Origin of the sequence: Kribbella sp. CA-293567 (genome assembly GCF_027627575.1) — a bacterium.
Lineage (GTDB): Bacteria > Actinomycetota > Actinomycetes > Propionibacteriales > Kribbellaceae > Kribbella.
The window spans coordinates 7,347,307-7,361,744 of the sequence record NZ_CP114065.1 but is presented as its reverse complement, the minus strand read 5'-3'; the positions used below and the strand labels follow the sequence as shown (position 1 = coordinate 7,361,744).

At 69.7% G+C, this 14,438-nt stretch carries 16 protein-coding genes; 10 read left to right on the top strand and 6 right to left on the bottom strand.

Annotated elements, in window-relative coordinates; genetic code table 11:
* Positions 1-37: 37 nt before the first annotated feature.
* The 4 genes from OX958_RS34140 (at position 38) to OX958_RS34125 (ending at position 2,378) form a co-directional block, all read left to right on the top strand.
* Positions 38-199, top strand: a complete 162-nt coding sequence (locus tag OX958_RS34140; RefSeq protein ID WP_270134481.1) for a DUF4177 domain-containing protein — start codon at positions 38-40, stop codon at positions 197-199.
* Positions 196-657 carry a RidA family protein gene (locus OX958_RS34135; RefSeq protein ID WP_270134480.1) on the top strand — a complete coding sequence of 154 codons (462 nt, stop codon included), beginning with the start codon at positions 196-198 and terminating at the stop codon, positions 655-657. The genes OX958_RS34140 and OX958_RS34135 overlap by 4 nt, the downstream gene beginning before the upstream one ends.
* 105 nt (positions 658-762) lie before the next feature.
* Complete coding sequence (locus OX958_RS34130; RefSeq protein WP_270134479.1) at positions 763-1,593, top strand: NUDIX hydrolase; 831 nt, start codon at positions 763-765, stop codon at positions 1,591-1,593.
* Positions 1,590-2,378: an MBL fold metallo-hydrolase gene (locus OX958_RS34125; protein ID WP_270134478.1), complete on the top strand. Its 789-nt coding sequence runs from the start codon at positions 1,590-1,592 to the stop codon at positions 2,376-2,378. The genes OX958_RS34130 and OX958_RS34125 overlap by 4 nt, the downstream gene beginning before the upstream one ends.
* Before the next feature lie 49 nt (positions 2,379-2,427).
* Here the strand turns inward: OX958_RS34125 and OX958_RS34120 are convergent, their stop codons facing one another.
* Positions 2,428-3,375, bottom strand: coding sequence for a type IV toxin-antitoxin system AbiEi family antitoxin domain-containing protein (locus OX958_RS34120; RefSeq protein WP_270134477.1), 948 nt, complete (start codon positions 3,373-3,375; stop codon positions 2,428-2,430).
* Positions 3,376-3,576: 201 nt separating this feature from the next.
* Positions 3,577-4,254 (bottom strand): Crp/Fnr family transcriptional regulator, encoded by a 678-nt coding sequence (locus OX958_RS34115; protein ID WP_270134475.1) that lies wholly within the window; start codon positions 4,252-4,254, stop codon positions 3,577-3,579.
* A gap of 182 nt (positions 4,255-4,436) precedes the next feature.
* Between OX958_RS34115 and OX958_RS34110 the strand changes: the two genes are divergently transcribed.
* The 5 genes from OX958_RS34110 to OX958_RS34090 are packed head-to-tail and all read left to right on the top strand — an operon-like array spanning position 4,437 to position 9,620.
* Positions 4,437-6,239: a hypothetical protein gene (locus OX958_RS34110; protein WP_270134474.1), complete on the top strand. Its 1,803-nt coding sequence runs from the start codon at positions 4,437-4,439 to the stop codon at positions 6,237-6,239.
* Between the two features lie 45 nt (positions 6,240-6,284).
* The gene (gene nth, locus OX958_RS34105; protein WP_270134472.1) at positions 6,285-7,064 is read left to right on the top strand and encodes an endonuclease III; all 780 of its coding nucleotides are present in this window, start codon (positions 6,285-6,287) and stop codon (positions 7,062-7,064) included.
* Positions 7,061-7,681, top strand: coding sequence for a TlpA family protein disulfide reductase (locus OX958_RS34100; RefSeq protein ID WP_270134471.1), 621 nt, complete (start codon positions 7,061-7,063; stop codon positions 7,679-7,681). The genes nth and OX958_RS34100 overlap by 4 nt, the downstream gene beginning before the upstream one ends.
* Positions 7,678-8,451, top strand: coding sequence for an NUDIX hydrolase (locus tag OX958_RS34095; protein ID WP_270134470.1), 774 nt, complete (start codon positions 7,678-7,680; stop codon positions 8,449-8,451). Before OX958_RS34100 ends, OX958_RS34095 begins: the two co-directional genes overlap by 4 nt.
* On the top strand, positions 8,448-9,620 hold the full coding sequence (locus OX958_RS34090) for a MarP family serine protease (RefSeq protein WP_270134468.1): 1,173 nt from the start codon (positions 8,448-8,450) through the stop codon (positions 9,618-9,620). The genes OX958_RS34095 and OX958_RS34090 overlap by 4 nt, the downstream gene beginning before the upstream one ends.
* 231 nt (positions 9,621-9,851) lie before the next feature.
* Here OX958_RS34090 and OX958_RS34085 read toward each other — a convergent pair whose 3' ends face one another.
* From OX958_RS34085 to nhaA, 3 genes are all read right to left on the bottom strand, one after another.
* The gene (locus OX958_RS34085) at positions 9,852-10,730 is read right to left on the bottom strand and encodes an alpha/beta fold hydrolase (RefSeq protein WP_270134466.1); all 879 of its coding nucleotides are present in this window, start codon (positions 10,728-10,730) and stop codon (positions 9,852-9,854) included.
* Positions 10,731-10,822: 92 nt separating this feature from the next.
* Positions 10,823-11,221, bottom strand: a complete 399-nt coding sequence (locus tag OX958_RS34080) for a phage holin family protein (RefSeq protein ID WP_270134465.1) — start codon at positions 11,219-11,221, stop codon at positions 10,823-10,825.
* Between the two features lie 73 nt (positions 11,222-11,294).
* On the bottom strand, positions 11,295-12,500 hold the full coding sequence (nhaA, locus tag OX958_RS34075) for a Na+/H+ antiporter NhaA (RefSeq protein WP_270134463.1): 1,206 nt from the start codon (positions 12,498-12,500) through the stop codon (positions 11,295-11,297).
* A gap of 291 nt (positions 12,501-12,791) precedes the next feature.
* Here nhaA and OX958_RS34070 point away from each other — a divergent pair, with 291 nt between their 5' ends.
* Positions 12,792-13,550, top strand: coding sequence for a GntR family transcriptional regulator (locus OX958_RS34070; protein ID WP_270134462.1), 759 nt, complete (start codon positions 12,792-12,794; stop codon positions 13,548-13,550).
* Positions 13,551-13,711: 161 nt separating this feature from the next.
* Here the strand turns inward: OX958_RS34070 and OX958_RS34065 are convergent, their stop codons facing one another.
* Positions 13,712-14,386, bottom strand: coding sequence for an SIS domain-containing protein (locus OX958_RS34065; protein ID WP_270134461.1), 675 nt, complete (start codon positions 14,384-14,386; stop codon positions 13,712-13,714).
* Positions 14,387-14,438: the final 52 nt, after the last annotated feature.

The window sequence follows — 14,438 nt, the reverse complement described above, 5'->3', positions numbered from 1 at the left end:
CAGCACACCGGGACAGGCGCCCGTTAGAGTCCATCCCATGAAGAAGTTCGAGTACTCCACTGTGCCGCTCCTGGTCCACGCGACCAAGGAGATCCTCGACAACTGGGGACAGGACGGCTGGGAGCTGGTCCAGGTCGTCCCGGGCCTCAACCCGGAGAACCTGGTCGCCTACCTGAAGCGGGAGATCACCCAGTCATGAGCCACCCGGAGGAGAAGCTGGCCGAGCTCGGCCTGAAGCTGCCCGAGGTCGCCAAGCCGGTCGCGGCGTACGTACCCGCCGTACGGACCGGCAACCTCGTCTACACGTCCGGCCAGCTGCCGCTGCGGGACGGCGCCCTGATCGCCACCGGCAAGGTCGGTGCCGAGGTGACGCCCGAGGTCGCCGCCGAGTGCGCCCAGCAGTGCGCGCTGAACGCGCTGGCCGCGATCAAGGCCGAGATCGGTGACCTGGCGAACATCAAGCGGATCGTCAAGGCGGTCGCCTTCATCGCCTCCACCCCCGACTTCACCGGCCAGCCCCAGGTCGCCAACGGAGCCTCCGAGCTGTTCGGCCAGGTCTTCGCCGAAGCCGGTCAGCACGCTCGCTCCGCCGTCGGCGTGCCGGTGCTCCCGCTGGACGCTCCGGTCGAGGTAGAGCTCATCGTCGAGGTCAACTGACGCTCGCACCGAGGTGGCGGCCGGGACAGCCCGGCCGCCCCCACAGTCTGCCCCTGGCGATCTGCTGACGGGCGGCGCCGGTCGACACCTGCACCGGAGGTGCGAATGGTCCGGGACCTGAAGTCTCAGCTCCTCTCCGGCCGGATGGCCGACGAGGCCCTCTCCTTCGCCCGCGAGGGACGTGCGGCAGTCGAACCGCGCCCGGCCTCGACAGTGATCCTGCTGCGCGACACGGCAGCGGGGCCCGAGGTGTATCTGTTGCGGCGCCAACAGTCGATGGCGTTCGCCGCCGGGATGACGGTCTTCCCCGGCGGGCGAGTTGACGCCACCGACTCGTCGATCGCCGACTCCTGGTCCGGCCCGTCGCCCGAGTGGTTCGGCGAGCGGCTGGGTTGCTCGGCCAAGACCGCCGCGGCGTACGTGGCAGCCGCCGTACGGGAGACCTTCGAGGAGTCCGGCGTACTGCTGGCCGGCCCCGACGCGGACTCCGTGGTCGGTGACACCACCGGCGACGACTGGGAGGCCGATCGGGTCGCGCTGGAGACGCGCGAGCTGGGGTTCGCCGACTTCCTGCACAGCCGAGGCCTCGTACTGCGTGCCGACCTGCTCGGCGCCTGGGCGCACTGGATCACTCCCGAATTCGAGCCCCGCCGCTACGACACCCGCTTCTTCGTGGCCGCGCTGCCGGCCGGCCAGGTCACCCGCGACGTGACCAGCGAGTCCGACCAGGTCGCCTGGATGCGGCCCGCCGACGCGGTCCGAGCGGTGGAAACCGGCGAGATGCTCATGCTCCCGCCCACCTACCTCTGCTGCAGCGACCTCACCCCGTACGCCGCTGTCGCCGACGCGCTGGCCGCGTCGTCCGGCCGCGACATCCGCCCGATCCAGCCGACCGTGCGGATCGAGAACGACCAGGTCTACCTGGAGACCACATGACAGCCGAGCAGGTCACCGAGTACGCCTCCCGGGTGCTCGCGGCGAACCCGGGCCCGATGACGCTGGAGGGCACCAACACCTGGATCCTCCGCGACCCGGAAGCCGACACCGCCGTGGTGATCGACCCAGGACCGCTGCTGACCGATCACCTGCAGACGGTGCTCGACGCAGTCGCGGAGTACGGGTGCACTGTGTCGACTGTGCTGCTGACCCACGGGCACTTCGACCACTCCGAGGGCGCAGCCTGGTTCGCCGGGCAGGCCAACGCTCCGGTGCGCTCGGTGGACCCGACCTTCCGCATCCCCACCGACCACGCGCACGGCCTCGCCGAGGGCGACGTCATCACCTCAGGCGACCTGCGGATCGAAGTACTGCCGACTCCCGGTCACACGATGGACTCGGTCTGCTTCTGGCTGCCACAGGACGGCTCACTGCTCACCGGCGACACCGTCCTCGGCCGCGGCACCTCAGTAGTAGCCCACCCCGACGGCGCCCTGGGCCCGTACCTGGAGTCCCTCGAAAGCCTCCGCGCCTTCGCCAACTCCCCGGCAGGCGTCCAGCGCCTCCTACCCGGCCACGGCCCCGTCATCGACGACCCGGGCGCAGCACTGACCTACTACCTCAGACACCGCCAGGAACGCCTCGACCAGGTCCGTGCAGCCATCGCCGACGGCCACACCACCCCCGAGGCGATCGTCCACCACGTCTACGCCGACGTAGACCCCATCCTCTGGCCCGCCGCCGAACGCTCAGTCCGCGCCCAGCTCACCTACCTCAACTCCTGAAGGTACCTTCCCCAACGGCGGGTTCCCCCAGGTTCGTACAGGGGGTAACTCACCTCGGCTGGGGGTAACCCGCGCGGGTGAAGGCTTGCTGGATGCGGGCGATGGTGCGATCGGGGGTGCTCAGGTCGTGCCAGGTCAGGCGGAGGACCTGGTAGCCGAGTTCGCGGATGCTGTCCTCGCGGTGTTTCTCTCGCACCAGGACCTCGGGGTCGGTGCTGTATTTGAGGAGACCATCGAACTCGATCACCGTGCGGAACTGGGGGAAGAGAAAGTCGACCCGGGCGAAGACCGTCCCGTTTCGCAGCATCGGTGCTTGCAGGACAGGTGTGGGCAGACCATGGTCGTCCATCAGAACCCGGAGCCGTGACTCACCGACCGACTCCGACAGCCCGTTGCAGAAGGCCACCACTTGTCTGGCGGCCGGGCTGCGTGGCCAGTGCTCGACATCGCAGAGAGCGAAGGCCAGGCCCTGACGAGTCACCAGTCCGATCCGTAGCGCCTCGTCGGCGATCGCCAGAGCCGGCTCGAAACCCGTACTGCAGGCCACCTCGAGAACGGCTCGCTCCGGCGCGACCACTTCTCGCCCGTCTCTGCACCAGATGATTCCGGCCGGCAGTTGAGCGTTGTGCTGGACCGCCTTGCGGGTGATCCTCCCCTTGACGCCATCGCGCCGAGTCACATGAACCCGCGACAGGTCGAGCCCCCAGGTCGGCAGGCCGTACTCGACGATCGCGGACTGATGACTCAGGACGACAGACCCGGTCAGCGAGCGGAGTACTGCCCGCGTCGCCAACCGGTGCTCACCCGTACTGCGAACCCACGGCGGCTCGTCGGCATCCGATCGAGCAGCCGTGTACTGCCCCCGGCAAACCCGCAGCCACGCCCCGTCGCGGATCTCCACCCGGATCTGGGCCGGCGAGTACCCACACCTCAACGCGTCCTCGCGGGAAAACACTCCGCCCTGCTTCTCCGCCACCACCTGCAGCTTCACCTTCACACCAGTGAAGTTGCCGCACCCCGCCCCACCCTCAGCGCCCCTCTTGGCGCCCTGTGGACAACCAGCCCAAGACCGTCGATTACCTGACCTACGCGTTCGCGCCGACCTACCCCCGCCAACGGCGGGTTACCCCAGGTTCGTACAGGGGGTAACCACCCGGTCGCGGGGGTAACTTGGGTTGGGTCGCGGGGGTGACTCGGGTCAGCGGGCGCGCTTCTGGAGGCGCTCGAGGTCCAGGAGTACGACGGAGCGGGGCTCCAGGCGGACCCAGCCGCGGGAGGCGAAGTCGGCGAGTGCCTTGTTGACGGTCTCGCGGGAGGCGCCGACGAGCTGGGCCAGCTCCTCCTGGGTCAGGTCGTGGTGCACGTGGACGCCGTCGTCGGCGGTCCGGCCGAAGCGGCTGGCCAGGTCCAGCAGGGCCTTGGCGACCCGGCCCGGTACGTCGGAGAAGACCAGGTCGGCGACCACGTCGGAGACCTTGCGGAGCCGGGAGGCGAGCTGGAGCAGCAGGCCGCGGGCCACCTCGGGGCGGCCGGCCAGCCAGCGGAGCAGCTCGTCGTGGGTGAGCGCCATCAGCGACGCGTCGGTGACGGCCGTGACGGTCGACTGGCGCGGTCCCGGGTCGAACAGCGACAGCTCGCCGAACATCTGGCCCGGGCCGAGCACGGCCAGCAGGTTCTCGCGCCCGTCGGCGGAGGTGCGGCCGAGCTTGACCTTGCCCTCGACAACGACGAACAGCCGGTCACCGGAGTCGCCTTCGTGGAACAGCACCTGGCCGCGGCGCAGCCTGCTCTCCGTCATCGAAGCGGTCAGCGCCTCGGCTGCCTCCTCGTCGAGCTGGCTGAAAAGCGGTGCCTGTCGAAGCACTGCGGCGTCCACGAATGGGCCTCCTTGGACCTGAACTGCGACCTTCGAAGAGGCTGCGAGCCCCCTCGGCGCCAGGCGGATCACGCCCGGTCGCACCAAAACCGTAGCCCCTCGCCGTGCCGAACCGCCACGTAGGCCCGCCGGGGCGCGCCGGAACGGGCTCCTGACGGCGCTCCGACCGGTGAGGATGAGGGATGCTCGATTGGCTCAGGAAGCGTCTCTTCGGCGCGCGCGGACGCCCGGCCGGCAGTACGCCGGTCGAGACCCGGGACGAGCCCGGGCAGCGGGCCTGGCTGCTGGCCAAGCAGGGCTACCTCGACGACGCGGCCGCCGTACTGCGGGCCAGCGACAAGCCGCAGCACGAGGCGATGCTGGCACTCCTGCTGCGCGAGTACGGCCGGCTGGACGACGCGATCGAGGTCCTGCAGGCCAGTACCGACCCGGACGCGGCGCTCAAGCTGGAGCAGTTCCGGCGGGAGCGCGGCGCGCAGCTCGCCCAGCTGACGCTGCTCACGGAGCTGGACGGCAGCCCGCCCGAGCGGAGCCACGAGGTGGACGCCCTCCTTGAGGACGGCCACATCGAGGAGTCGATCGACCTGCTGAAGGGGAGCCGCCTGCTGGCCGACCGGACGAGGCTGCAGGCGCTGCTCCGCGAGCTCGGCCGCACCGACGAGCTCCGGGAAATAGCGAACCACTCCATCCGGCTGGCGACGCTCCGGGCCGAAGGCCGGGTGGACGAGCTCCGCGCGCTCGCAGAGGCCGGCGACCGCGAGGCGGGGGCGCTGCTGGCCGATGCGCTCGCCGAAGCCAAGGCGAAGGAGCCCGAGGTCTACGACCCGTTCGCCGGGGAGAAGACGTTCGACCAGCTGATCAGGCAGGGGCTGGCCGACGAAGCCGCTGCCGAGCTGGCCGAGTGGCCGGAGACACGAGCCAATGATGACGCCCGCCTTCGGCTGGTGAAGCTGTACGTCGAGCAGGACCGCGCCGAGGACGCGATAGCCGTCTTGCGAGCCCACCGCTCGCTGGCACCGGAGCTGCTGGCCGACCTGCTGGTCGAGACCGGGCAGGTCGCCGAGGCCATCGCAGTACTGGATGCCTCGGAGCAGCGGGGCGCGGCTAGAGACGCAGCCCGCCTACGGGCCGAGCACGGGTACGTCGACGAGCTGCGAGCGCGGGCGGAGGCCGGCGAGCGGCTGTCAGCCGAGCAGTTGGCTCTCTGGTTGGCAGCTCAAGGAGAGCTCGACGAGTTGCGCGTGAGGGCAGCCGCCGGCGACCACACCTTCGAAGCACAGCTCATCCGTGCGCTCGGCAAGCTCGGGCAGCTTGACGAGCTGGCAACACTCGCCACGACCGCCTACCCCGCCCGCTGGATGTGGTGGGCCACCTTGCTCGCCGAAACCGACTCCAGCGCAGTGGCGGCCACGCTGGACGAGTACGCCGTCAACGCCGACTGGTACGCCGGTGAAACCGCGACTGGCGCAGTGATCAACCTGCTGGTCGAGAAGCGGCGTATCGGCACCGCCATCGCGTTTGCTGAGGCTCGCGTCAGCGCCGGCGACGACTGGGCCGTTCAGTGGGTGCCGCGGCCGCCGCAGACCCGCTTCCCGAGCGAGCAGGTCGCCACCTGGCAACTGCTGGCTTCCAAAGTGATCGAGGCGCTACCAGAGCTCCTGCCGACCGGCACCACGACCGTCAGCATCGCCGACGCCGACTACGCCCTGTACGCCGATCTGCGAGTCACCCAGCAGGCTCCTGACCGTGCCAAGATCGCCCTGGCCTGCTGGACCGTCCAAACCGATGCCGCGCGGTACTTCGGCGATCACCCGCCAGAAGACGCGGAGCGGCAACTGGACCCGGCAGGCACCGCCGTCCCCGAGCTGAACCTCACCGTCGGCGTCATCGACGACCTGGCCGGCCGCCTGAAGTCGCGCGACCTGCCCCAGCCGCACCCGGGCGGCCGCCACCTCACCATCAGCATCGGGCTGCCGCTGCCTTGACCATCAGCACGTGGCCTGTCGGAGCCCGGACGTAGGCTGGCCTGCATGCCGACCCAGCACGTCGAGGCCGCCGCCTCCGTCGATTCCGCTCCTCAGGTGCCGCTGAAGCTGCCGCGGAAGGCACCTGTCTTCGCCGACGAGGCGCACACCCAGCTGGTCCGCCGGGCCCGCAAGATGCACAAGGTGCTGACCGAGACCTATCCGGACGCGCACTGCGAGCTCGACTTCCGGACGCCGCTGGAGCTGCTGGTCGCGACCATCCTGTCGGCGCAGACCACCGACGTGACGGTCAACAAGGTGACCCCGACGCTGTTCGCGAAGTACCCGGACGCGACGGCGTACGCGGAGGCCGACCGGGAGGAGATGGAGGCGATCCTCAAACCGACCGGCTTCTTCCGGGCCAAGACGAACAGCCTGCTGAAGCTCGGCCAGACGCTGGTCGACGAGTACGACGGGGTGGTGCCCGCCAAGCTGGAGGAGCTGGTAAAGCTTCCCGGCACCGGCCGCAAGACGGCGAACGTCGTACTGGGTAACGCTTTCGGGGTGCCCGGGATCACGGTCGACACCCACTTCGGGCGGCTGGTCCGCCGGTTCGGCTGGACCACGGAGGAGGACCCGGTCAAGGTCGAGCACCTGATCGGCGACCTGTTCCCGAAGAAGGACTGGACGATGCTGTCGCACCGGCTGATCTTCCACGGCCGCCGGCGCTGCCACGCGAAGAAGCCGGCCTGCGGCGCCTGCCCGATCGCCCAGTGGTGCCCGTCCTACGGCACCGGTCCGACCGATCCCGACCTGGCCGCGAAGCTGGTGAAGACCCCAGCGTGATCCGCCCCTCCAGCCCCCGTACCGCGCGGCGGCCGGCCCGCCGGCTGGTCGCCGCGGGGCTGGTGGCCGCGTCGATCCTGCTCGCGGCCTGCGGCAACGACAAGCCGGGCAGTGTCGCCAAGGAGCCGGACGGCACTGTGGCGGGTGCCGACAAGCTGCAGCCCTGCCCGAGCGTCCAGTCCCGGCAGCCGGCGCCCAGAGGGCTACCGGAGATCAGCCTTCCCTGTCTCGGCAAGGGGCCGGACACCCACCTGTCCGACCTTCGTGGCCCCCTGGTCATCAACGTCTGGGCTCAGTGGTGCGGGCCGTGCCGTGAGGAAGCGCCGTTCCTGGCCGACCTGCAGCGCAGGGCCGGCGACAAGCTCGAGTTGATCGGGATCGACTACGTCGACACCCGCCCGGATCTCGCGGTCGCCTTCGCGATCGACCAGGACTGGAGCTACCCGCACCTGGTCGACGCCGACAAGCAGACACAGCAGCCCCTGAGGATCGGCGGGCCACCGGTCACCGCTTTCATCGACGCGCAAGGCGCCGTCGTCCACGTTCACCGAGGAGCGCTGACTTCGCAGCAGCAGCTGGATCAGCTGGTGCAGGACAAACTGGGGGTCAGCCCGTGAGGACCAGTACGACGTACGACGTGGAGCTGCCCGAGTTCCTGCACCAGTTGCGGACGGCATCGAAACAGGTCGACCCCCAGGAGCTGTCGCGGTTCCTGCCGCCCGAGAACGACCCCGGCGTCCGCGGTTCCGCGGTGCTGATCCTCCTTGCTGACGGCAACGATGTCGAGGGTCCCGACGTACTGCTGACCGAGCGGGCCTGGACGCTGCGCAGCCACGCCGGCCAGATGTCCTTCCCCGGTGGCCGCGTCGACCCGGAGGACGGGACCGGTGTCGAAGGCCGGATCCGGACGGCGCTGCGCGAGGCCGAGGAGGAGACCGGGCTCGCACCGGCCGGTGTCGAGGTGTTCGCGGTCTGGCCCTCGCTCTGGGTGCCGGTGAGCAACTTCGCCGTCTCGCCCGTGCTCGGCTGGTGGCGGGAGCCGTCACCGGTCGCGGTGGTCGATCCGGCCGAGGTCGCCTCGGTGCACCGGGTCTCGCTGCGGGCGCTGACCGACCCCGCCAACCGGTTCAGCTGCCTGCATCCGTCCGGTTTCACCGGCCCGGCTTTCACTGTCGGTGACGTCTATGTCTGGGGTTTCACCGCGGGTCTGCTCGACAAGTTGCTCGAGCTCGGCGGCTGGGCGCGCGACTGGGACCCCACCCACGTCGTACCGTTGCCCGACCGGCTCGTCGAAGCGGCTTGGCGGAGTGAGGGACGGCAGCCGGAGGATGTCCGGCGGCTGACGGCCATCGAGCACGACCTGGGGCGTCCGGAGGGTGTGGAGTGAGCGGTCTCGATATCGCGCTGCTGGTGGTGACCGCGCTGGTGGCGATCTCGGGCTACATCGAGGGGTTCGTCCTCGGTGCCTGCGCGACGCTCGGCCTGCTGGCCGGCGCGGCGGTCGGTGTGTACGGCGTACCGCGGGTGCTGGACAACTTCTCGCCCAGTGTCGAGGTGTCGTTCGCGGCGCTGGTGCTGGTCGTGCTGCTGGCCTCGATCGGGCGCACGATCGGGGCCTTGCTCGGCTCCAAACTGCGCAACAAGATCTCCTGGAAACCGGTCAAGGCGGTCGATGCGCTGGGCGGCGCGGCGCTGGCCGCCGCCTCGGTGCTGGTCGTCTCGTGGGTGCTCGGCGTCGCGGTCAGCGGCGCGCGGATCCCCAGCGTGACCTCGGCCGTCCGGGGCTCGCAGGTGCTCGCCAAGGTCGACGAGGCCCTGCCCGGTGGCGCCGATCGCGCGCTGCAGGCGTTCAACGACGTGGTGAACACCGATCTGTTCCCGCGCTTCCTCGACCCGTTCGTGCCGGAGCGGATCCGGGAGACGCAGCCGCCGGACGGCTCGATCGCGCGCAACCCCACCGTCCGGCTGGCCTACACCCGGATCGCCAAGGTGACCGGGGTGGCCAACTGCTCCCGCGGCCTCGAGGGCAGCGGTTTCGTCTACGCCCCGCAGCGGGTGATGACCAACGCGCACGTGGTGGCCGGGGTCAGCTCGCCGAAGGTCGAGGTGAACGGCAAGAAGTACGACGCCAAGGTGGTGGTGTTCGACTCGTCCGTCGACGTCGCCGTCCTCTACGTGCCCGAGCTCAAGGCCACGCCGCTGGCCTTCGACAACGACGGCAAGCCCGACGCGGCCGCGGTCGTCCTGGGCTACCCGGAGAACGGCCCGTTCGACTCCGAACCGGCCAGGATCCGTTCCGAGGAGCGGCTGCGCGGCCCGGACATCTACGGCGACAAGACCGTCACCCGGCGGGCCTTCTCGATCTGGGCCCAGGTCCGTCCCGGCAACTCGGGCGGCCCGCTGATCTCCTCGAAGGGCACCGTGTACGGCGTGGTCTTCGCGGCCTCCGTCGAGGACAACCGCACCGGCTACGTGCTGACCGCCGAGCAGGTCGCCGAGAACGCGGCCGCGGGCGCCAAGGCCACCCAGGAGGTCTCCACCCGCAGTTGCACCTGATCCACGGTGAACAGATCGGGTGCTCGCCGCGTGGGCAGGGTGTGACGATGACGCGGCAGCAACGTGCAGCACTCGTCCTGCGGTTCTCGTGAAACCTTTGCCGACAAGGAGAATTTCGCCGATCAGTTGCCAGAAGCAACTAGATGCCGCGCGGTCCTGAGTCACGAGAGCATCGCATTGGAGCTGCCGTCGCTCGGCAAGAGCGCGAGCTTCCCCATCGCGGTCGCCGTCTCATGAAGTTCCCGGCGGCCCCGGTCCCGGAGATGGTTCCCGCAGCCAGTTCAGCAGCAGGGAGTTGAACAGCTCCGGGGTTTCCTCGTGCGGGAAGTGCCCGGCAGTGGTCAGTACTTCGTGCTGCGACGGGCCGGCCAGCAGTTCCGCGGGTGTGACCGTGGCCGCCTTGCTGACGGCGCCGTCCAGGCCGCCATGGACCTGCAGGACCGGTACTGCGACCGGGGTGCGCATGCAAGCGGAGTACCGGCGGCCGTCGGAGCGCAGGCGCGAGCGGACGAACCAGCGGTGGTATTCCAGTGCGCAGTGCGGAGCCGGCCAGACCTGCAGGGCCGCGCGATAGCGGCGGGAGGCCTCGGCGTCCGGGAACGTGCCGCCGGGTGCGGACCAGGCACGGAGGAGTTGTTCGATGTGAATGCCGTCATGGGCGAGCAGCCGGCGCTCGGGCAGGATCGGCAGCTGGAACCAGCCGACCTGAGCCACCGACCGCAACTGTCCCGACCGCATCAGCTGCAATGGATGTGGCGCTGACACAGCTGCCAGAGCTCGCACCTGCTTCGGCGCCAGTACTGCGGCCGACCACGCGACGAACCCGCCCCAGCCATGGCCGACGACCACGGCATCGGCCGCCCCCAGCGACCTGATGACCCCGGAGACGTCCGCCGAGACCGTGAAGGGGTCGTAGCCCCGCGGAGTCTTGTCACTGGCGCCGTAGCCGCGCAGATCCATCGCAACGGCCCTGTACCCCGCTGCGGCGACTACCGGCAACTGGTGACGCCAGGCCCACCAGAACTCGGGGAAGCCGTGCAGGAACAGCACCAACGGGTCGTCCGCCGCCCCGCATTCGGCTACGTGGAACCGCGCCCCGTTGGCCGCCACCAGCGAATGCGACCAGGGTCCGTCGACGAGCAGGTCAGAAACTCCGGCCGGACTCAGCGGTCAGCTCCCCGACGATCGCCGGGTGCCGGCCACTAGTCGCCCTTGCCGATGGCTTTGAGCGCCTCGACGGACTCCTTCGAGGTCTCGATCGCGCGCTGCGGGCCCTTCGCCTTGCTGATCAGGTTCTTGCCGACCAGCGCCAGCGCGGCCGCGATCAACAGGTAGAGCACGGCGACGATCAGGAACGCGAGCGCGGGGTGCAGGCCGAGCGCGTGCACGCCGTACGCCGCGGCGATGGACAGCAGGACGACCGCAAGCAGCGCCAGGAACCCGGCGGCGCCGAACAGGCCGGCGCCGGTGCCGGCCTTGACCGCGGTCGACTTCAGCTCCGACTTGGCGAGCTCCAGCTCGCTGCGGACCAGGCTGGACAGATCCTTGCTGGCGTTGGCGACGAGTTGCCCGACAGTGGGCTCATCCTCGGTCTGCCCCATCGACATGGCGCTCCTTCCACGGGTCGTTCCGGCCACGGGTCACTGGACCACGACACTAGCTTGTACCCGCGCCTCAATCCTCGGCATACGCGCGGTTGCGGCGGAACAACAGGACGGTGGCGAGCAGCGCGGACAGCAGCGAGGCGACCAGGACGGCGGCCTTGGCGCGTTCGATCTGGGCAGTGTCGTCGCCGAAGGCGAGCTGCGCGATCAGCAACGCGACAGTGAAACCGATCCCGGCCAGCACCGAGACCGCGCCGACGTCGCGCCAGGCGAGATCGGAGTTCAGCTGGGCCCGGGTGAAGCGCGCGGTCAGCCAGGAGCCACCGAAGACGCCGATGATCTTGCCGGCCATCAGCCCGGCGACCACCCCGATCGCGACCGGGTCGGTCAGCATCTCGCGCAGCGCGTCGCCGCTGAGGGTGACCCCCGCGGCGAACAGCGCGAACACCGGTACGGCGACGCCGGCCGACCAGGGCCGGAGGCGGTGCTCCAGCCGCTCCGCCGGGGATCTCTCCTCGTCGGGGTCCGGCAGCACCCGCGTCACCAGGCCCAGCGCGACACCGGCGATGGTGGCGTGGATGCCCGACTCGTGCATGAACCACCAGGCCGCGACGACCAGCGGCACGTACAGCAGCGGCGTACGGACGCGGCGGCGTTGCAGGAAGTAGAACGCCGCGATCAGCAGCAGTGCGGCCAGCAGCGCCAGCAGGTTGATGCCATGGGAGAAGAAGGCGGCGATCACCAGGATCGCGCCGAAGTCGTCGACCACCGCCAAGGTGAGCAGGAACGCCCGCAGGGCGCTCGGCAACGAGCGGCCGACGATCGCCAGCACAGCGAGGGCGAACGCGATATCCGTTGCCGTCGGCACCGCCCAGCCGTGCGGTTTGCCGTTCTCGGCGGTCAGGTTGATGACGGCATAGATCAGCGCCGGTACGGCCATCCCGCAGAACGCCGCGACCACCGGGACGACGGCCTCGCTGATCTTCGACAGGGTGCCGACCACCAGTTCGCGTTTGAGCTCGACGCCGGCCAGGTAGAAGAACAAGGTCAGCGCGCCGTCGGTGGCCCACTGCTCGACCGTCAACGGTCCGAGCTGGGCGTCCCGCAGGTGGTGATAGCCGTCCTGCCAAGGCGAGTTCGCCCAGATCAGGGCGACGATCGCGGCCCCGACCAGGACCAGCCCACCGGTCGTCTCGGTGCGCAGGATGTTGGCCAGGAAGGCCCGTTCGGATCTCCGGATCCGGGGAAAGGCTCGCCGTCTTTGCAGCAGCCGCACAGGCGGCCCCCTTACTCGTGTGCGCGGGCATGGGCGGTCCAGTCGCCGACCAGACTTCCCGGCACACCAAGCGCGAAGCGAACTCCGGCCATGCCGTCATCCTAGTCGTCGTCACTTTCCGTACCGCGGTTGTCTCGCGAAGTTGTGCAGCGCCTGATTACTGGCCGATCCGGGTGCCGGACAGTACTGTCGGCACCAGCAGTGGTCCAGTTGGAAACTTTCAGGAGCACGACGTGGCTCGCGACCCCCGGCAACCGGTTTGCCGGGCACATTCCCAGGGATACTGACGTCATGGCCCGCCCAAGGAACAACCCCGGTGACCTCGCCGAGCTCCCGACGGAGCTCCGCACCGACCGGCCGAAGGGTGACCAGATCCGCGAGATTCTGGAGACCCTCACCCGCAGCCTGACCGCGGGCACCGTGCTGCCGTCCGAGCGCGTCCTGGCCGAGCGCTTCGGCGTCGCCCGGATGACCGTGCGGCAGGAGGTGGACCGGGTCGTGGCCGAGGGACTCGCGGCCCGCCGGCCCGGTGGTGGCACCTTCGTGGCCGAGCCGCGTCCCGCCCAGATGCTGACCTCGTCCTTCAGCCAGGACATGCGCGCCCGCGGCATCACGCCCGGCGCCAAGGTGCTGGAGCACACGGTCGCAACGGCGGACGAGACCCTGGCCGCGGAGCTCGAAGAGCCCGTCGGTACGCCGGTGCTGCACCTCGTTCGCCTGCGAACCGCCGACGGCGAGCCGATGGCGATCGAGCGCACGTCGCTGTCACTGCGCCGCTACCCCGGTCTGGACGAACTGGACCTGGGCGAGGTCTCGCTCTACGACTCCCTGTCGACCCACTGGGGCGTGACGCTGGGCATGGTCTCCGCCTCCATCGTGGCGGCCCCACCGGACCCGGCCGACGCCGAGATCCTCGGGATCGCGCCTACCGTCCCGTGCCTGATCATCACCTCGGCCCCGCGAACCGCGTCCGGAGTCGTGATCGAGTTCGGCCGCTCGGTCTACCGCTCCGACCGCTACGACCTCACCGTCGCCTACCGCGCGACCTGAGCGCCGGCACTGCTCACGCTTCGACCGTGCAGTACCACTCAGCTGCAAGGCGCCGCTCAAGGCGTTGCGCTGCGGGTACCGCTCGGGCGTTGTGCTGGGAGGTACTGCTCGAGCGTTGCGCTGCGGGGTACCCGCTCAGGTGTTGAGCTGCGCTGCACCGCTCAGGCGTTGAGGCTGCGCAGTACGTCGGGCGTGTGGCCACGCTCGGCGAGTAGGCTGACGACCTCGACCGTCAAGGCCTGCACGAGCAGCGCGCCGACCACGGTTGACGTCGCTCCGGTCCGCTCCGGGCTCCCGTCGATCTCGATCAACGCATCACCCGGCACCCCACAGTTGTCGATGACAACATCCGCGAGCTCGAAAAGCCGCGACCCACTGGGTGCCCGCGACTCCACCGCCGTACTGTGCGCCAGCGACGTCAACGCGACGACCTTCGCCCCCACCTCCCGAACGCCCTCCGCAAACTCCACCGGTACTGCGTTGCGCCCCGAGTTGGACACCACCAGTACGACGTCACCCGCCGCGATCTCGTTCACCTGCAACAACACCGCGGCCAGCCCACCAAGCCGCTCCAGCAACGAACTCTTCAGCAACCCCTCATGCAACATCAACCCCGGCTCCAGCACCGCCCGCACGCTCGCCAGCCCACCGGCCCGCCCGTACAACTCCTCAGCGATCAAATGACTGTGCCCGGTCCCGAACACCCAGAAGGTCTTCCCCTCGGCCAACGCCTCGGCCACCAACCCAGCCGCCACCCGCACCGCCCCAACCTGCGACCGAGCAGCCTCAGCCGCCAACTCCAGTGCCTTCCCCAGGTACTCCTCAGCTGCGCCCATACCGAGAACCTATCGGCACCTTCAGCCTTGCCGGAGAAAGTGAAGTAGACCA